This is a genomic window from Brumimicrobium sp. (genome assembly GCF_048268645.1).
GTDB classification, from domain to species: Bacteria; Bacteroidota; Bacteroidia; order Flavobacteriales_D; family Crocinitomicaceae; genus Brumimicrobium; species Brumimicrobium ulvae.
The window spans coordinates 97,873-116,649 of the sequence record NZ_JBLWVE010000007.1; the positions used below are offsets into that span (position 1 = coordinate 97,873).

Below are 18,777 nucleotides of genomic sequence, written 5' to 3' on the forward strand. Positions count from 1 at the left end.
AAAGTTTAGTGTCCGTTCTTATAAGTTTTCTAAATCTGGTTGACGAAGTCCTCCGAAGAACTTAACAACACGTTGTCCAATTCCTTCTACATCTACGTGAATTAAGTAAACTCCACCAGCAACCGGAATGTTCTCCCCATTTTTAAGGTCCCAATCAATAGATGTAATTGGACTATCCTTATCAAATGCTCTGATTAATTTACCAGAAGTATTGTAGATTCTAATCTTACATCTTTCCGGAAGGTTAGTAATCTTTACACGAGTATCTAGTTTATCTCTTTCGTATTCAGAGTATGCGTAATATGGGTTGGGTACAACATTAATCATATCAAGAGCGTCTGCAAGAGTCTCTTCGTCATTCTTGATTGTTTTAAAGTCATCCATTGACCACTCATACGTTGGAGAACCGCCGAACATTCCAGTTTTTGTATACTCTGTATATTCTTGGTTTATTCTAATCCTCATTCTAGCATCAGTCTCAAGAAGTGTTCTACCTGGTACTAACAAAGGATTAACAACCCATGATAAAGCTCCATAAACATTTCTATATCCACTTAGGTTCTCAGCGTCTAATTGAGTATGTACATATACACCTTCATCATAATTTGGAACAACACCATCAATATGTCCAAACACATAGACAACATGTTGTCCACCTAATAATGCATCGTTAGTTTGAGACATCTCATTTGAAGATGGATTCCACATCATATCTCCACCGTTTTCACCGATTAAGAAAGAGTTTTCACCGTATGCCATGTTCAATCTACGACCCGTTTCAACGTCAATAGCATATCCAGGAAACCATCCCATACCATAAGGGGTTGTACCATCTGGGTTAGCTTCTGAAGCATTATACCCGGGCATTCCAACTTGTCTACCTTCTTTATCAATAGAAGGGCTTTGACGTAATAATCCAGGTTTACCACCATTAACGTTTAAGTTTGGATCGTTACCTAATTCAATCACTGGACAACGTGTCCATTTTGATTTATCGCTTGTGTATACAATATCAACACTCGTTTGGAAAACAGAAGGCATTTTTAACCTTTCTATTGAAGAGAAAGCACCAGGCAACATGATTCCGCCGGTTCCAGGCACTCCGATTGGTGTGAACCCACATGTATTTCTTCTCGCTAGTTGTCCTAAAGAAACAGTTCCATCAATGATGTTACTGAACACTTTTTCAGGATCGATATCTGCGAAGTCTTTATAACATGAAGGGTTAAAAATTCCAGCATTAGGATCATCTTCTTCTGCTGTTGGCGAATAAGTTCCTGAAGCAATCCAGTTTCGAGGATCATAGGAATCTATGTCTTGAATTCCTCCCAGCCAAACTTTAGAACTATCAGAAAAATCAAGTGTTGCTTCAATAGGAACTGCATGTCTATCTCTGAATGAACAATTAGAAGATCCTAATGCACAAGGGTACAAGTCTCTAAAAATAGTTACTGAAATACCCCAATCTGGAAGCAGTTGCTCGTTGTTGTAATCTACCGTGCGATCAGAAGTCACAGATTCCAATAAAGTTCCACCTTTTTCTGTATAACGACTTAATGTCCAACTTGCTGTATCTATTTTTGAATAACTATCAAAGTTTAACACAAAATAACCGTCAACTAAATTTAATGGATCAATTACTTTAACATCAATTGGTCCTCTCCCTTTTTGGTATGTAGGAGTATCAATAGAGCCATTTGCTACGATAAAGTCTTCTGTTGCTTTAGTTAAGTCAACCACTCTATTTCCGTTTCCTCTACCATCAAGTGTTGTAATCTCAGGTGAAGATCCGTAAGGAAGCTTTACAATTGTTCCGTCATGCTTTGGTTTTGGAGAATGTGGAATTCCAGCTACAGCTTTAATCGCACTACCATCAGCAGCTAGACGAGAGCTAATATATGGAATCTTTTGTCCATCTAATTTTTGAGAATCATTTGGATCATACTCTTTATATTCGTTGTGAGCATAAGCGATAGCAATATAATAGTAAGTCTTATGGTTTACTAAAGCACCTTCACTAAATGCATCTTCCGTAATTCTGAAAGAGTGACGTATCCCCCTATTTTCACCTTCAACTTTAATCGATGGTACAGAGAATCCAATTTCTTCATCAAATTCAAAGTTAACTATACGCGTGATGTCATTTTTGATATCACATTGTGCTACTAAACGTGCGAAGTCATTATCACCAATATCACTCACACCAGCTTCATTATTTTTCATTTGATAGATTTGGTAACCTTCAAAAGAGTACACTTTATCAATTGGTGAACCATCAATAGGATCAACAATATTGATATTGTCTTCTTCAGCAAATGATTCATCTACGTTGTTACCATAAGGGTTATCAATCAAAAGAACCAATTCGTTTTCTAATTCAACAATCTCCAACACTGGTGCTGTTGGTGGATCCATGATTTCGAAACAGTTATCAAACAAAGCTTGTGCTTTAGTATCGTTTGTACGTAACGCCTCAATCGAAGCTGCTGCGTCACCTTCAAAAGCACGTCCGTAAACAACTCCAACCGTTAAGTTATTAATTGCTCCAGGAGTCAATGTAAAAGGACCAGCAGATTGCAAGAATCTTCTATCGTTTGCTGTATTAGAGTTTCCACTACCGTCAATATCTCTTTCAGACCAGTTCCAGCCCATATCTTGACCATTAGTTCCAAAATGTAATGGGTCTGAATCACCAGGGTAACTATAAGCAGCAGGAACAGATGTTGCTCCTGAACTTCCAGGGAAACCATCTCCACCGTAAACAAATGGTGAATTATTTTTCCAGAATCCAGTCATGTAATTATAGTAATCTCCTCCAGTTTGCGGGTCATCAGTCACACCAGGTACACTCGCTAAATCTGGTCTACTGAAGTAATTGAATATACGCATTCCAAAACGTTCGTTATCAATTATTCCATCAGAATAACCAATACCGATACCTTCATAAACGATACCATCTCCTTGGATTGCTTCATTTACGGTAGGCACTACATATTCATAAGTCCCATCTTGTTGTTGAACTAGTCTTGGTCCAACGTTATCAATGTTATCAGCATCTTGATAAGGTCCTTCGAAAAAATCGACTCCAACTGCAGGTGGGTTATCCCCATATCCTGGAGAACCACTTTGACCATCATCATTGTTAGGACCGTTATAAGCATATCCTAAACCACGTGAAACATCACATCCTACGTAATCATCTTCTGAGTTCCCAATATCAGGATCAACAAATTGCGTAAAGTAAGTATCATATAAAGTTTGCGTACTACGGTTAATCATTTCATAGTTATAAAATGTCATACGGTTCACTTCATCATTCGTTGCGAAAGAGAAAGCTTGGGCACGAATTTCCATTCCAATAGGATCGGCACCTGTTTCTGTATGAATATTTCCTTTATCGTTAAATACCCACCAGTTCGTTAGATCACCAAAAAGTGTGACTCTTCTATCAAAACCACAAACAACGTCGTCACGACCTAAGATATCATCAAACCAAGGAATGTCACCTTGCGAAGGATCATAAACACCATCACCAGCACCACCTTGAGAAGGGTAGTCATAAAAAGGTGCTAAGTAATAATCTTGCCCTCTAGACACATCACCGTGTGCAGGCCAGTTATTAATTCTTTGAATAGCATCATTAGTAATAGGAAATTCATCATTACACTCAGGATTTTGATCACATTCCCAAGCTAAAGTATAGTTAATTACTTCAGCTTTAGCAATGGTAAAGAATCTATCATACTGAATACAAACATCAGGATCGATGGTTGCTGCACCGAAATCTCTTGTTGCATCATCACCAACAGGTTGAGAAGGATCGTACGAACCAGAACCAACAGTTTGCGATAAAGGACCAGTCCAAAAGTCATTACCTTGTCTAAAAGTAATTGCGGCTAATTTCAGCTGACCATTAACATCATTTCCTCCCATCCAAATAGAACCAGAGTAAATAACATGGTTACCTCCACCTAATGGAACTTCGTAAGAAGCTGAACCATTTTGACGGTTTTGCCATAAGGATCCACCCGCTTCTACTAAAGCTCGTACATCATTAAATTCTAAAAACAACTTTGCATCAGAAGGAGGACAGTTTGCTTTTGTATAAACATCTGATCCACCACCAAGTGGTTTATCTTTAGGAGCTTCGTTTGAAGACGAAGGCGGTCTAAGGGCATTAGCTTCAAAAACTGAACCTAATACGATTAATATTATTAAAAGTGCTCTCATAATTAATTGTTTTTTTTTAATGTATTAAAAGTCGAATTTAACACCTAACCTAATTGTTCTTGGACGACTAATGTTAAATGGGTTATTCATTGCCATACTGTACAGGTCTCTAAACGATTGCTCATCCAATTTACTTTGAATCGTATTTTGAGAACCTGCTGCTGCTAGGTAACCGTCGTCATCTGCAACACCTGTAGCTCTGTATACATTAATTACGTTAAATTGATTCAAAAGGTTGGTAACTCTTACATAAACATTTAAGTAAGCGCGTTTTTGTTTTTCATCTTCTTTACCAAATACTAAATCGAAAGATCTATCTACCTGGAAATCTAAGCTATACGTCCATGGTTTACGAGAACCATTTAAAGCTCCTGTCAATTGTGGACTTCCTGCTCCCATCGCTGCAGCAGTAATGTTCTTTTGCTTAGAGTAAGGCGTTCCAGAATTTACTAAAGTTACAATGTTGATCCCTGTATTTTCAAGAATATTAACGTCCTTAATCACAGGACCATTGTAATCTTTTCCTGAACCATAACGGTAGTCAACTGTGAATGCGAATGAATGTCTTTGATCGTATGAGAATGGATATACAGTTCTCATATCTGGTTGATTTGAGTTAACAAATGACAACGATGAGTTAGCATCCGAACCTGTTCCTTCAGCAAACTGCAATGTATAGTTAGCTGTCATTCTTAGGTTTCCTGTTCTTCTTAAATCATATTCAACTGTCAACCCTTTTACAGTACCAAAGTCACGGTTTCCATAAGTTTTGTAAGTTGCAGGATACGCTTCAAATACGTTACGAATTTGAACTTGATCTCTTTGTTCACGGTAGAAAGCACTCAACTTCAATGAAGAGGTACGAGTCAATACTTGTTGGAAACCGAAAGAGTAATCAATTGTTTTCTCTGGACGCAAGTTTGCGTTATTAATGGTGTTGTTCGTACGAGAAGTAACAAATTGATAATCGATTGGGTCAAATCTTACACCGTCCGATGGTCTTCTTGTTAAGATATCGTAGTTAGCAAAGAAACTTGCTTCATCTGAAATAGGGAAAGAGAACGCAATACGTGGCATAACGTTAATTGCTACTTTATAATCTTCAAAAGCATCAGCAGTAGGCGTTGTTTGACCAGGATTTAACAACCATGGTGCGATACCTGCACTACCTTGTAGCGTTGATGGATCTTGAACTGTTGTACCAGATGCATCAAACCACTCTTCACCTTTTCTAAATCCATTAATTTGAGTAGGACTTTCTATGTTGTTTACATAAACTACATAGTCATCCCCCATACTTTCAGGAATATTCACCCAGCTATAAGTATTTGGGTCTTGATTTTTCAATGCTCTAGCTTCAGAAACTGAACGCGCATTAAAGAATAAGTGTTGATCCTTTAAAACTGGTTGATTCGCATCAAAAACATCTACACGAACCCCCACGTTGAATACAATATCATCAAAAGAGAATTTATCCATAATGTATCCAGAAACGTAAGTTGGTTGGTAAGCACCTACAAATCTTTTGTAGTTACCATTTTCGTCTGTATCATTAAAGTATGAATTAATATCAGTTGTTCCTGTTACTCTCTCTCCAGTATGGTCGTAACCATAGTAAGAAATAAAGCTTTGACCTTGATTGAATAATTCATCTGGTGAGAACATATCAAGACTAAACATGTTTGGATCGTACTCATCGATGTTAACATAGTCATTTCCAGCAGGGTTCAATCCTAATGCTTTTCTGAAGTTATAGTCAAAGAAGTACTGTTCATCATTATTAACAGCTCCTCCATATTCACCATTACCCGCATTTGCAGCATAACCTGTATTTAAACGCTCATAAGTAACACGCGGATATGTCCCGTAGAAATCATAACTAGGAGAATTAAAATCTAATTCACTAATATGGTTGTTCATATACTGACGTGCAACTCTCCAAATTCCAACAGGTCCTTCACCAGCATTAGAGAAGAAACTTCCAGCACCCCATCCACGGTCCCATCTTTGTTCGTACTCAACACCTAAAGAGATATTGTGTCCTCCAATAACAATAGAAGCAGAACCTGTGATACGTAATTGCTCAGCTTCTGATTTGAAATACTGTTCGTAAGGTGTTCCTAAACTTCCCCAAATTCCATAAACGTTATCTGGACGGTCTCCGTTTCTTAATGCACCATAGGTATTTATTTGGTCTAAGTTTTGATACTTCCCTTGTGGATTTGGATAAAGCTCATAGTACTGAGATGTAATTGCAGAAAGTGTCGGATTAATATCTGAAGGAGTGAAGTCAACGATAACAGATTCAAAACCGTTATGAATTAAACTATCATTTGCTCCATTGAAGCCATAGGTTGGTCTCCAAGTTGTATTGTAGTATCCAACGTGACCATAGTTAAAGATATTGTACTCATGGTTCTCGTCAAAATACTTATCATTTCTTTTCGAATAGTCAACCATTAAGTTATAGTAAAAACTTTTCACCTTAGAACTAGACCCTTCAGTATCATTTCTGAAACTTTGTCTGAAACGACCATACACTCTCCAGTCTAGTGTATTTCTATTTCCAAAGTTCTCAAAATTATACAATGAATTATAACGGTTGTACAATTTACCTCCACTATAGTTCATAGATCCTCCAAAAGAAAGGTTTACAGTTGGTCCTGTATTCACGTCAATTTTTCCAGCAGCAGAAAGCGTTGTTCTGCGTGAATTCATTCTATAATTTGTCTTTTCAAAATCGCTCTCTCTCAAAAAGTTAGAGTTTGGTGAAGTTGATTGACCATCAGAAGAAAGACGCAAAGGATTATCAATAAGATTTTGACGTGCTTCCTTTGTAATTCTCCAAGACCCATCAGCAAATGGTCTGTAATCTGCTTGATCATTAAATGAAGCTGAGATCAAGAATCCCAATAATGGTTCAGTTTTATTTCCAGCCGAATCTTTTTTCATTAAAAGGGGACCAGAAACCATACCTTCTACAAGGTTGTATCCAAACTGATCCAAACCAATAACTTTACTATCATAACCAAGATCATCTTTACCATGAAAATAAAATCCTGAAGTTACTCCTTCAAGAGATCCAAAGTAACGTGAAGATGGTCCACGAGTAGTTACAGAAATAATACCTCCTGTTGCATCACCGTAGTTTGCAGGAACCCCTCCAGTAATTACCTGTACTTCTTCAAGTGCAGATTTAGGAAGGTTTGAAGACCCTCTTACTTTAATACCATCGATATAGTAATAAGACGCACCCTCACGAGATCCTCTCACACTAATTTCTCCTGAACCTTCTGATTCGTTAACTCCACCAACAGTAGCAGCAACACCAGAAGCAGATCGTACAGGCAACTTTGAGATATCTTCTCTTGTTACTGTCTGCCCTTGAGCACCACCATCCTTATTAATAAGAGGGACCTTATAAGCAACAATTTGGACTTCTTCCATTTGCTGAACATCTTCAGGTTTGGTTAACTTGATTTTGTCAAGGAATGTAATTCTTTCTGCAGAAACAGAAACATTCTCGATTTTCATTGCTTGATATTCCTGAGAACGGAATTCAACATCATAAGTACCTGAAGTGATTGAAGGGAATTCAAATTTCCCATCAAAGTCAGAGTCAGTTCCTCCTTTAATAATACCCCCCTGGTATAAAACAACCGAAACAAAAGGTATGGGTTCATTTGATTCACTGTCCAGGACAGATCCCTTTATCGTACCATTACCAGCCTGACCAAATGCAGTACCTACTGACAATGTGATGCTTAAAAACAAAAAGTAGAGTTTTCGTATCATAAGATTTATTTATTTATTCTTACTTATTTATTCAAAAAGTGTAAATATAGAAAAATTTCATTTAGAAAATTTAACAAACATTAAAAATTAATGCACAATTACACAATTGTTACAAACAAATGTAAATCGATTTTCCGTTTAATAAAATATGTTAATTGGTAAAGTAGTTTGTAAATATACAAGTCTATTTATGCGGATCTGAAAACCAACTTGCATACATTCCATAGTTTTTTGCTATTCTTAATACTTCTCCTTTGAATGTATCTGCCGAAAGTGTCTTTACTTTTTTTGCAGGAACCCCAGCGTATATACAATTGGATTCGAGAACTGCTCCTTCTAAAACAACAGCTCCAGCAGCGATCAACACATTGGCATGGACATATACATCATCCATAACAATTGCACCCATTCCAACCAAAACATTATCTTCTATGGTACATCCATGTACAATTGCATTATGACCAATAGAAACATTGTTTCCAAGTTTTGTTTTTGTTTTTTCATAAGTACAATGAACTACTGCACCGTCTTGCACATTACAGTTATCTCCAAATTCAATGCTATTAACATCTCCTCGAATTACTGCTGAAAACCAAACAGAGCAATCCTTCCCCATCTTTACATCTCCAACCACTGTAGCGTTTTCAGCCAACCAACAGTTGTCACCAAACTCAGGGTTTTTCCCCCTACACTCTTTTATTAATGCCATTATTATATTTTGATAGATTCTACATTTACTTCGATTTCTAATAATTTAGATGCCATATCCTCAAACTCTTTGGGGTCCCCTGTTGTTAGATACAAACTTGTTTTCCCTTCTGATAGTTTATCCCTCATCCACGTATGTCGATTTAGGTATGATGCTAATGAACCCGCCACAATCTCTCCTTGACTGATTACTTGAATAGTACTTGGAACATACTCTTCAATGAGTCTTTGTAAAATAGGGTAATGTGTACATCCTAGCAACATTACATCAATATCATCATATAAGTTCAAGATATTGTCTATATCTTTTCTAATTAAAGCCTTTCCTTTTTCATTTTCATAATCTCGGGATTCAATTAAAGGTACCCATTGGGGGCATGCATATTGAAACACTTGTGTTTGTGGGCTTAAGAAAGAAAACTCTTCTATGTAGGTATTGGAAGAAATCGTCCCTTCTGTACCCAGGACAACAATTTTGTTGCTCTGACTAAAATCTCCAACAATTTCAGCACTTGGCCGAATAACTCCTAGCACCCTTTTCCCTGGATAATTTACTAAATTAAACTGTTGTATTTTGCGTAATGCTTTAGCTGAGGCAGTATTACAAGCCAACACTACCAAGTCACATCCTTTATCAAATAATGTTTTCACACATTCCCAAGTGTACTCGTAGACCGTTTCAACGGACTTGGTTCCGTATGGCGCACGTGCGTTATCCCCTAGGTATAAATAGTCATATTGAGGCATCAATTGCTGAACTTCCTTTAAGACAGTAAGCCCTCCGTAACCAGAGTCAAAAAAACCAATTGGGGATAATTTGTGCATATACAAAAATAAAAAAAAGCCGTTATGAAAATCATAACGGCTTTAATATAGGTATAATTCTTATTAATTACTTTCTTTCACTGCTGCAGCTTCTTTTTCTTTTTCTAGTACTAAAACTTCTTTCACTACCAGGTCAGTAATATCTCTACCTCCGCTGTACAAAAGAGAAGACTCATCAATAACATAGCTGATTTTCTCTGCTTTACAAACTTTCGCCACTGCTTTTTGTACCATATCTAAAATTGGCGCATTTAAGTCTTGACTTAGAATTTGAATTTGTTGATCAAGTTCTTGCTGACGCGTTTGGAATTCTTGTGACTTTTTCATTAAACGTTCTTCTTCAAACTTATAAGCAGTTGGGCTCATCGTTGCTTTTTCTCGTTGCAACTTTTCATAATCAGCTTGGAGTTGCTGTTGTGTTTCTTGTAACTCCTTCACAGCTCTTCTTTCAAAGTTCTCGAGTTCTGTCATTGCACTTTTACGTGAAGGCATCGTATCCAATACTTTCTGTGTATTTACGTGAGCAACTGGAGTTTGTCCGTAAGCAGTACCTCCTAGTGTTGTAACTGCTACTAATAGTATTAACATTAATTTTTTCATGATTCTGTTTTCTTTTTGTTTTCTATTTTAAATTATCGGGCACTAATTCCCATTTCTCGAAGCACCATTTTACTGATGTCATATTTTGGATCAGCAAATATAAGATTTGATTGATTGGCCTTGTCAAAAACAAAGGCAAAATTTCTATTGCTGGCTACTTTTCCGAGCGCTTCAAAAACTTTGTCTTGAATGGGTTCTATCAACTCCCTTCTTTTGGCAAACAAATCGCCACTTACTCCAAATCTCAATTGTTGCATTTCTAGAGCTTCAGACTCCATAGTGCTGATTTCTTCTTGGCGTTTTTCTCTTTCTTCAGCCGGCAGTATTGCTTCCACCCTAAGGAATTCTGATTTTCTTTTTTCAATCTGTTTATACAATTCGTCTATTTCTTTCTGCCATCTTGTTGCGTATTTATCTAATTCAGCTTTCGCATCATTATATTCAGGCATGCTTTCTAGAATGTAGTCTGAATCAATGTAAGCGTATTTCTGGCCCATAGAAGCAAATGCCGTACCAAAAAAAATGATTACTAAAAAAATTATGTTTTTCATATCTGTTTATATTTATAAAACTGTTCTATTTACCTTTGTCAAAGGTAGATAACTCGTTTTAAACAAAAATATTATAAATCTCCTAAATTCGCACCAATAATGAATTGAAATGCTCCAACTGGCTTACCTCCCATTCTAGAAATATCGTTTCCGCTACCTGCACCTTTACTGTGCGGATCAAGCGTATCGAATCCCCAACCGTAGTCAAACCCTAGCATACCAAACATAGGCAAGAACACCCTAACTCCACCTCCTAGGCTTCGTTTAACATTGAATGGGTTAAACTTAGCAAATGTTGGATAAGTATTTCCAGCTTCGGCAAATGCAAGAACGAAGAAAGTAGCAGAAGGGTTCAAAGAAATGGGGTACCTTAACTCTAAGGAGTAACGAGTAATGATTGGATCTCCCAGAGTAGAAGACACTTCTTGTTCTTCGTAACCTCTCAAAGAAATCAATTCACGTCCATCTAAACGAGCGACCCCCGTCAAGGCATTTCCTCCCAAATAGAATCTTTCGAAAGGCGTCAGTCCTTTGGCTGCGGAATAGCTTCCCATAAATCCAAAACCAATTTTCGGCATAAGAATTAACTTTCTGTCTGGCGTTAAAGGTAAATACCACTCACCTGTCAATTTCAATTTATAGTATTCAGCATATTTATTTCTTGTTTGTTCATCCACTAAACTATAATCTGAAATACCATCAAATTGGGAATACGGTAATGTTCCTTTCGCTGTGAATGATATTCTGGAACCACTTCTTGGATAAATCGGTGCGTCAATAGAGTTTCTCGACAATACGTATTGGAATGCAATATTATTTGAAAATCCATTATCAAAGTCAAAGACATCTCCGTAATTTGTTACATCATAATAATTGTAAGAAAATTCGTAGTAAGCACTAAAGTAATCATCCGGGACTTTCTTTCTTCTTTGCAATCCAACCCCTGTTCCTGTAATTGATACCCCTTGGTAATCTGGATTAGATCTGTTCAAGTTATTTCCAAATTGAGAGTGATTCAACCAAACTGAAAAAGCATTTGGTTTTTTACCTCCAAGCCATGGCTCGGTAAATGATAAATTATAAGATTGATAAAACTTACCATTCGTTTGCGCTCGAATAGAGAAAGTTTGTCCGTCTCCAGTAGGAAGTGGTTGCCAAGCTTGTTTATTAAACAAATTTTGTATTGAAAAATTATTGAAAGTTAAGCCTAGGGTTCCTATAATTCTACCTGCTCCATATCCTCCAGAGAGTTCTATTTGATCTGATGACTTTTCAGTTACAACGTATTCGATATCAACAGTACCATCTGCAGGGTTAGGCAGTGGATTAATTTCAAAAGCTTGTTCATCAAAATATCCTAACTGAGCCAACTCACGCTGTGTTCGGATAATATCATTTCTATTGAATAAGTCACCTGGTTTTGTACGGATTTCACGTCTAATTACATAATCGTTCGTTTTATAATTCCCTTTAATAATGATGTCTTTAATTCTAGCTTCCTTCCCTTCTATAATTCGAATTTCATAGTCGATGTGATGATTTTCAACATTTACTTCGACAGGAGTTGCTTGGAAGAACAGATGTCCTCTATCCATATATAAAGAAGTAATATCTCTTCCATCCATACTCTGGAATAATCTTGTTTCCAATAAAGTTTGATTATACAGATCTCCATACTTAATTCCTAGAACCGTATCCAAATATCCAGAAGTATACTTTGCATTTCCAACCCATGAGATATTTCCAAAATAATATTTTTGACCTTCATCGATATGAATATCAACAATTAGATTTCTATCGTCTTTTCGGTATACTGAATCTCGAATAATCGTTGCATCTCGCAGTCCAATTTCTTTGAATTCTTGCATCATCAACTTTTTATCCCTAGCATAGGCGGATTCAGTAAATTTAGAACGTTTGAAGAATCTCCAAAAAGCTTTTTGTTTTGTATCTTTCATTTTACGGCGCAACTTTCCAGGCTTAACCGATTCAGCTCCATAGAAATTAATTTCTTGTATTCTTACTGGCTTTCCTTTATCGATGAAAATAACGAAGATTTCAGAATTATTCATTAATGTATCATTGACACGTTGAATGTCAACACTAACATTATAGAATCCTTTTTCTCTATAGTATCCTACAACTTTCGCACGGGTATTAAAAATAAGATTTTCAGTAATGTTTTTTCCTGAGAACAAATTGATTTCCTCTCGAATTTTATCAGCATCTTTTTTCTTGGCACCTTCAAATCTAAAACGTGAAAGTTTAGGACGAGGTTTTAAATTAATAGAAAGGTAAGCTACATCGCCAAGTGTTTTTTCAAGTTTTATTTGAACATCAGAAAACAATCCTTCGTCCCATAAATTCTTAATGGCTTTAGTAATTTCTTCACCTGGAATTTTAATTTTACTTCCTTGACGCAAACCAGCAATTAATTTAATGGCTTGGTGGTCGAAGTTATCAGCTCCATTTATAGTAATTGGCCCTACCTCATACTGCTTAGGATTAGCATAATCGATTGATTGCCCAAAAGAAAAATGCGCAATAGCAATAGTTAAAAGTATGATTGTTAGTTGTCTCATATTAATCATTCAATTGTTCTGATACTTGACCAAATCGTCTTTCTCTATTTTGATAGTCGATCACCGCTTCGTATAGGTCTTCTCTTTTGAAGTCTGGCCACAATTTATCTGTAAAATACAATTCAGAATAAGCGATTTGCCAGAGCATAAAGTTACTAATTCTACATTCGCCTGAGGTCCTAATCAAGAGTTCTGGATCAGGAACATCACCAAGGCAAAGTGCTTTTGAAAAAGTTTCATCATCAATATCGGAAGGATTTAACTCTCCAGCTTTCACCTTATTGGCAATTTTTTTAGTAGCATCAACGATTTCCCATCGCGCACTATAGTTGAGTGCCAAGATCAAATCTAATGAATCATTGGTCTTAGTAGCCTCCATCGCCGTAGTTAACTCATTTCTACAAGCATCAGGTAAACCAGAACGATCTCCAATACTTCTCAAGCGAATATTATTCTCATCCAGTTCTGAGATTTCATTTGCGATAGTTTCAACCATTAAGTTCATCAACCCGTCAACTTCTTCTTTAGGTCTATTCCAGTTCTCCGTAGAAAAAGCGTATAATGTTAGGTGTCTAACACCTAATTCAACACAAGCTTTTAGTACTTCACGAACAGCTTCCACACCAATAGCGTGACCAAAGAGCCTCATTTCTCCTTGTTGCTTTGCCCAACGTCCATTCCCATCCATAATGATGGCAATATGCTTGGGGCACTTCTCACGGTTTATTTGACTTAACAGGCTCATTATAATTTATCAGTCGACGAATTTACAATAACAAAAAGACTTTTGCCCTATAATTATGAATAACCTTAACGTAGTTTAACAGAAAAAGGGAATTGCTTTATACAACTCCCTTTTTCTCAATTTATTATTTCATTAGTCTGCAAGTACGATAATTTTATCATTTTGCATCTCCATTACTCCGCCTTTGATAGACAAACGAACGACTCTAGAGTTGGTAGAATCTGGTTCAATAGACCCTGAGAAGTCGTCAAAATCGGTATCATCATTTGACAAATCAACCTTTATCTTGCCTTCAGAAAGTGCAGAAATGATTGGGGCGTGACCTCTAAGGACTTGGAAAGACCCATCGATTCCAGGGAATCGAACAGCATCTACCTCACCTTCAAACATTTTTTTCTCTGGAGTAATTATCTCTAACTTCATTTTATACTTTTTTAAACTTCAGCAAGCATTTTCTCTCCTGCTTCAATCACATCGTTAATATCTCCTTTTAAGTTAAAAGCAGCTTCTGGGTATTGATCTAATTCACCATCAAGAATCATGTTAAATCCTTTGATTGTGTCTTTAATATCTACCAACACTCCTTTTAATCCCGTAAACTGTTCAGCTACATGGAAAGGTTGAGATAAGAAACGTTGAACACGACGTGCACGGTGAACGACTAGCTTATCTTCTTCAGAAAGCTCGTCCATACCAAGAATCGCGATAATATCTTGTAATTCTTTATAACGTTGTAAAGTTGACTGAACTCTACGTGCACAATTGTAGTGCTCGTCACCTAAGATAGAAGCAGAAAGAATTCTAGAGGTAGAATCCAATGGATCTACTGCTGGATAAATTCCTTGCTCTGCAATTTTTCTAGACAATACTGTAGTTGCATCCAAGTGAGCAAATGTATTTGCTGGAGCAGGGTCAGTCAAGTCATCCGCAGGAACATATACAGCCTGTACAGAAGTAATCGAACCATTCTTAGTTGAAGTAATACGCTCTTGCATCGCCCCCATCTCAGTAGCCAATGTTGGTTGGTAACCTACAGCAGATGGCATACGACCTAGAAGTGCAGACACCTCAGAACCAGCCTGTGTAAATCTAAAGATATTATCTACGAAGAATAAGATATCTCTACCTGTTCCTTCACCGTCACCATCTCTAAAATACTCAGCTAAAGTCAATCCAGACAAAGCAACACGAGCACGAGCTCCTGGAGGTTCATTCATCTGACCATATACGAAAGCAGCCTTAGACTCTTTCAATTCATTTTCATCTACTTTTGAAAGGTCCCACTTTCCTTCTTCCATTGACTTCATGAAATCTTCACCGTAGCAAATAATTCCAGATTCAAGCATTTCACGAAGTAAGTCATTCCCTTCACGAGTTCTCTCACCAACCCCAGCGAATACAGACAATCCGTCATACGCTTTTGCAATGTTGTTAATCAACTCTTGAATCAATACAGTTTTACCTACACCGGCACCACCAAATAGACCAATCTTACCTCCTTTAGAATAAGGCTCAACCAAGTCAATCACTTTAATCCCTGTGAAGAGAACCTCAGAAGAAGTTGATAAGTCTTCAAACTTAGGAGCATCTCTATGAATAGAAGCACCTACCGTACGGTCAGTTTCTTTTATACCATCAATTGCATCACCAACAACGTTAAACAAACGTCCTTTCACTTGGTCACCCACTGGCATTTGAATTGAATCTCCAGTAGAAATCACTTCCATTCCACGAGTAAACCCATCAGTGGTATCCATTGAAATTGTCCTTACCGCATTTTCACCTACGTGAGACTGAACTTCTAGAACTACTCTAGAACCGTCTGATTTCAACACATATAATGCATCGTAAATATTTGGCAGCTCGACTCCTTTCTCGAAGCTTACATCAACAACAGGTCCAATAACCTGTAAAACTTGTCCTTTGATTTCCGACATTATCCTGTCCTTTTAAATGTTCAATTTGGGCGCAAAGATAGCTTATTTATTTCTTAAACTACTTATAAAAAGCTAATTTTTTCCACAAATTGAATTTGATTGTTAATTACTTACTATTTTACACTAGACCCTAGCGCTTTTCTTATTAATCATGACCACCTGGTTGACAACATGCAGGAAGACTACTTTGGGCAGACTTATTAGCCTGTACCTCATCTGCGTCATAGCCTATATTTGAGATAATTGTTTTTATCTCTGCCAAAGAAATTTTCTTAGAATTATATTTCACCTCCATCTTTTTGTCCTCCATATTCAAATCTGAATAAATAATTCCTGATTCAAAATTCAACACACTCTCCATTCTTTCTTTACAATCTCCACACTGGGCATTGGTCTGAATAAAAGCCGTTCTTTTCACTGGCTCACCATCTTTTGCTGTTGCACATGCTGTTAGCACCAATGCAATCACAGCCATCATCATTAATCTCATTTTCATAATTTACTATTTTATTTTTTATCTAAACTAAATCTAAATCCTGCATAAACGTTTACACCATAAATAGAAGAGTAAACTCGCGTTGCGTCAAATCTTTCCCCAAAAGGGTTTGCCGCATCAATAATCGGATCTTTCAACCTGTAATCTAACATGTTTTCACCTCCTAAGTATACTTCAAAATGCTTGAAACGATGCGTTATTTGCCCGGAAAGCATTGGCACTACTTCACTCATGTTATCTTCAGTAAAAGTACCATCAGGACGTTTAACTTTTGCCAAACGTTGTGCACCAAAAACAGAAAGTGTTAAATCATAGGACCATCTACGGTTTCTAGACTCGTAAGCAAGATTCACAAACCCTCTGTGCTTAGGAACCATTAAAACTGTCTCTAACTCTCCTCCTGTTGTCGACTTTACATCTAAGAATTTATACGCTGCTTTAATTTCGAATCGCGTAATGGGTTCGAATTTAATATCTGTTTGAAACACATTTGAAAATGATGAACCATCCAAATTCCCCATACGAATATATTCACTTGATTCGTCCCTGTCTACTACCAACTGATTTTCAAAAAGTGTGTGGTAAAAGTCTGCTGTCCATGTCGCCTTTCGGTCAAACAACTTAAAGTCCCACATCCAACTCCCTCCAAAGTTCCAAGAAACTTCAGGTTGAATATCATTATCTACATACCATGGAAGGTTTGTTGCCATTAACGACAAGTTGTCCGTTACATAATTTGAAACCCTAAACCCACGTCCTGCGGTCAATCGTATATCCATGTTTTCAGTTAGGTCAACTTTATAATTCGCACGAGGTGTAAACTGCCATTCGTACAGATTGTGATAATCTACCCTTGCTCCCAACACCACAATTGATCGTGTGCCCGTATAAGTATATTCAGAAAACAAACCAGGAACAATCTCTGTCCGATCAAAATTACGTAATGTCGTATCATTAGGGAGTCGATCATCCATTGTTTGTTCTAAATCATCATAAACGAAGCTCAATCCTGACTTCAATTTATGATTTGTATTCCCAAGGATGGTTTCATACATCGTATTCATATAACCTCTTCTCTCGACTGCATTTAATGCACGGTTTCCGAAAACTGTGTTCAATTCATTATACTTTGCGTAATACACTATTCCAATTGAACTAAAAACATCTTCCTTAAACAAGAAACCTGTCTTTCCGAACAACTCAGCATTCGTGTTTCGTATACCTACACCATACAGGCCTTGATTAGATTGGTGCGCATATCGATCGAATCCTATTTGCCCCCCTTGCTGATCAGTATGGCTCACCTTCAAACCTACTTGAGCCCTGAAAAGTTCAGCTGTGTACTTCCAACGATTCATTGCAATCAGTACATCTCCTAGAGGAAGGTCTCTAAATCCGTCTTTATTCCTATCATTCTCTTGCATGACAGAAGCTCCGTGGACAAACCAAGCTGTACTCCATTTATCACCAACAGACTTTCCTCCATGAATATTGAGCTCTACCCTCCCCTGAATACTTCCATAACCATTTACAAAAAGACGTTCAATATTATCTGGCTTCATATATTCAAGGTTAATCAATCCAGCCATTGATTCATAACCATTGGTTACAGTTCCTGCTCCTTTTGTAATCTGAATTGACTGGATCCAAGTACCGGGAACAGAAGACAAACCGAAAGCTTGATCAAGATTATGCATGAAGGGTATATTTTCGAACTGGAGTTGCGTATAACGCCCACTCAACCCCATCATTTGAATCCTTTTCGATCCAGACACACCATCAGCAAGACCTACATCAACTGTAGCGTTAGTTTCAAAAGATTCTGATAAGTTACAGCAAGCTGCTTTTCTCAACTCTCCCTGGGTGAGGTTCTCCACATTTCGAGGGTCTAAACGTAAAATACTAGAATTCTCTCTTTTCGCTCTAATCACCACTTCATCTGAAACGAATTCTGGATAAAGTGTAACCTTGTAATTATTTCCTTCTAATTCACTAATCACCACCGTATCGGGATGATAGCTACTCGCACGTATAATTAAAGTATCCGGAAGTTGTGCGTCTGTTTTGATATTAAAGTTTCCTTTCTCATCCGTAATATCACCGGATTTGGCATTTTTCAGAAAAACCTCTGCCCCAAAAATTGGCGAGGTTGACTTGCCATCTATATAACTATTAACTGATCCTTGGATGCTTATCTTTTGTCCAAAGGCAGACAAGCCCAGTATGAATATTGTAATAAATAAAATGTATTTCATTTCCGTATTGTTTAGAATAAATTTATTAAATGTTAATCAACTGTGATAAAATC

The 18,777-nt window shown here is 37.1% G+C and carries 12 protein-coding genes; all 12 read right to left on the reverse strand.

Annotated features, from left to right (window positions below):
• Positions 1-18 precede the first annotated feature (18 nt).
• Positions 19-4,230 (reverse strand): T9SS type A sorting domain-containing protein, encoded by a 4,212-nt coding sequence (locus ACN0U3_RS07640; protein WP_417265739.1) that lies wholly within the window; start codon positions 4,228-4,230, stop codon positions 19-21.
• Positions 4,231-4,254: 24 nt separating this feature from the next.
• On the reverse strand, positions 4,255-8,025 hold the full coding sequence (locus ACN0U3_RS07645; RefSeq protein WP_417265740.1) for a carboxypeptidase regulatory-like domain-containing protein: 3,771 nt from the start codon (positions 8,023-8,025) through the stop codon (positions 4,255-4,257).
• A 184-nt stretch (positions 8,026-8,209) separates the two neighbouring features.
• Positions 8,210-8,734, reverse strand: coding sequence for a gamma carbonic anhydrase family protein (locus ACN0U3_RS07650; RefSeq protein ID WP_417265741.1), 525 nt, complete (start codon positions 8,732-8,734; stop codon positions 8,210-8,212).
• A gap of 2 nt (positions 8,735-8,736) precedes the next feature.
• Positions 8,737-9,558, reverse strand: coding sequence for a glutamate racemase (murI, locus tag ACN0U3_RS07655; RefSeq protein WP_417265742.1), 822 nt, complete (start codon positions 9,556-9,558; stop codon positions 8,737-8,739).
• A 63-nt stretch (positions 9,559-9,621) separates the two neighbouring features.
• Positions 9,622-10,146 carry an OmpH family outer membrane protein gene (locus ACN0U3_RS07660; RefSeq protein ID WP_417265743.1) on the reverse strand — a complete coding sequence of 175 codons (525 nt, stop codon included), beginning with the start codon at positions 10,144-10,146 and terminating at the stop codon, positions 9,622-9,624.
• Between the two features lie 44 nt (positions 10,147-10,190).
• The gene (locus ACN0U3_RS07665) at positions 10,191-10,709 is read right to left on the reverse strand and encodes an OmpH family outer membrane protein (RefSeq protein ID WP_299205153.1); all 519 of its coding nucleotides are present in this window, start codon (positions 10,707-10,709) and stop codon (positions 10,191-10,193) included.
• Between the two features lie 71 nt (positions 10,710-10,780).
• Positions 10,781-13,291 carry an outer membrane protein assembly factor BamA gene (gene bamA, locus ACN0U3_RS07670; RefSeq protein ID WP_299205150.1) on the reverse strand — a complete coding sequence of 837 codons (2,511 nt, stop codon included), beginning with the start codon at positions 13,289-13,291 and terminating at the stop codon, positions 10,781-10,783.
• Position 13,292: 1 nt separating this feature from the next.
• Positions 13,293-14,036: an isoprenyl transferase gene (locus tag ACN0U3_RS07675; protein ID WP_299205146.1), complete on the reverse strand. Its 744-nt coding sequence runs from the start codon at positions 14,034-14,036 to the stop codon at positions 13,293-13,295.
• Between the two features lie 132 nt (positions 14,037-14,168).
• A complete protein-coding gene (locus ACN0U3_RS07680; protein ID WP_417265744.1) occupies positions 14,169-14,459 on the reverse strand; it encodes a F0F1 ATP synthase subunit epsilon in 291 nt (96 codons plus the stop codon).
• Positions 14,460-14,470: 11 nt separating this feature from the next.
• A complete protein-coding gene (atpD, locus tag ACN0U3_RS07685; protein WP_299205141.1) occupies positions 14,471-15,973 on the reverse strand; it encodes a F0F1 ATP synthase subunit beta in 1,503 nt (500 codons plus the stop codon).
• A gap of 145 nt (positions 15,974-16,118) precedes the next feature.
• Positions 16,119-16,469, reverse strand: coding sequence for a cation transporter (locus ACN0U3_RS07690; RefSeq protein ID WP_417265745.1), 351 nt, complete (start codon positions 16,467-16,469; stop codon positions 16,119-16,121).
• An 11-nt stretch (positions 16,470-16,480) separates the two neighbouring features.
• Complete coding sequence (locus ACN0U3_RS07695) at positions 16,481-18,724, reverse strand: TonB-dependent receptor (protein WP_417265746.1); 2,244 nt, start codon at positions 18,722-18,724, stop codon at positions 16,481-16,483.
• Between the last annotated feature and the right edge of the window lie 53 nt (positions 18,725-18,777).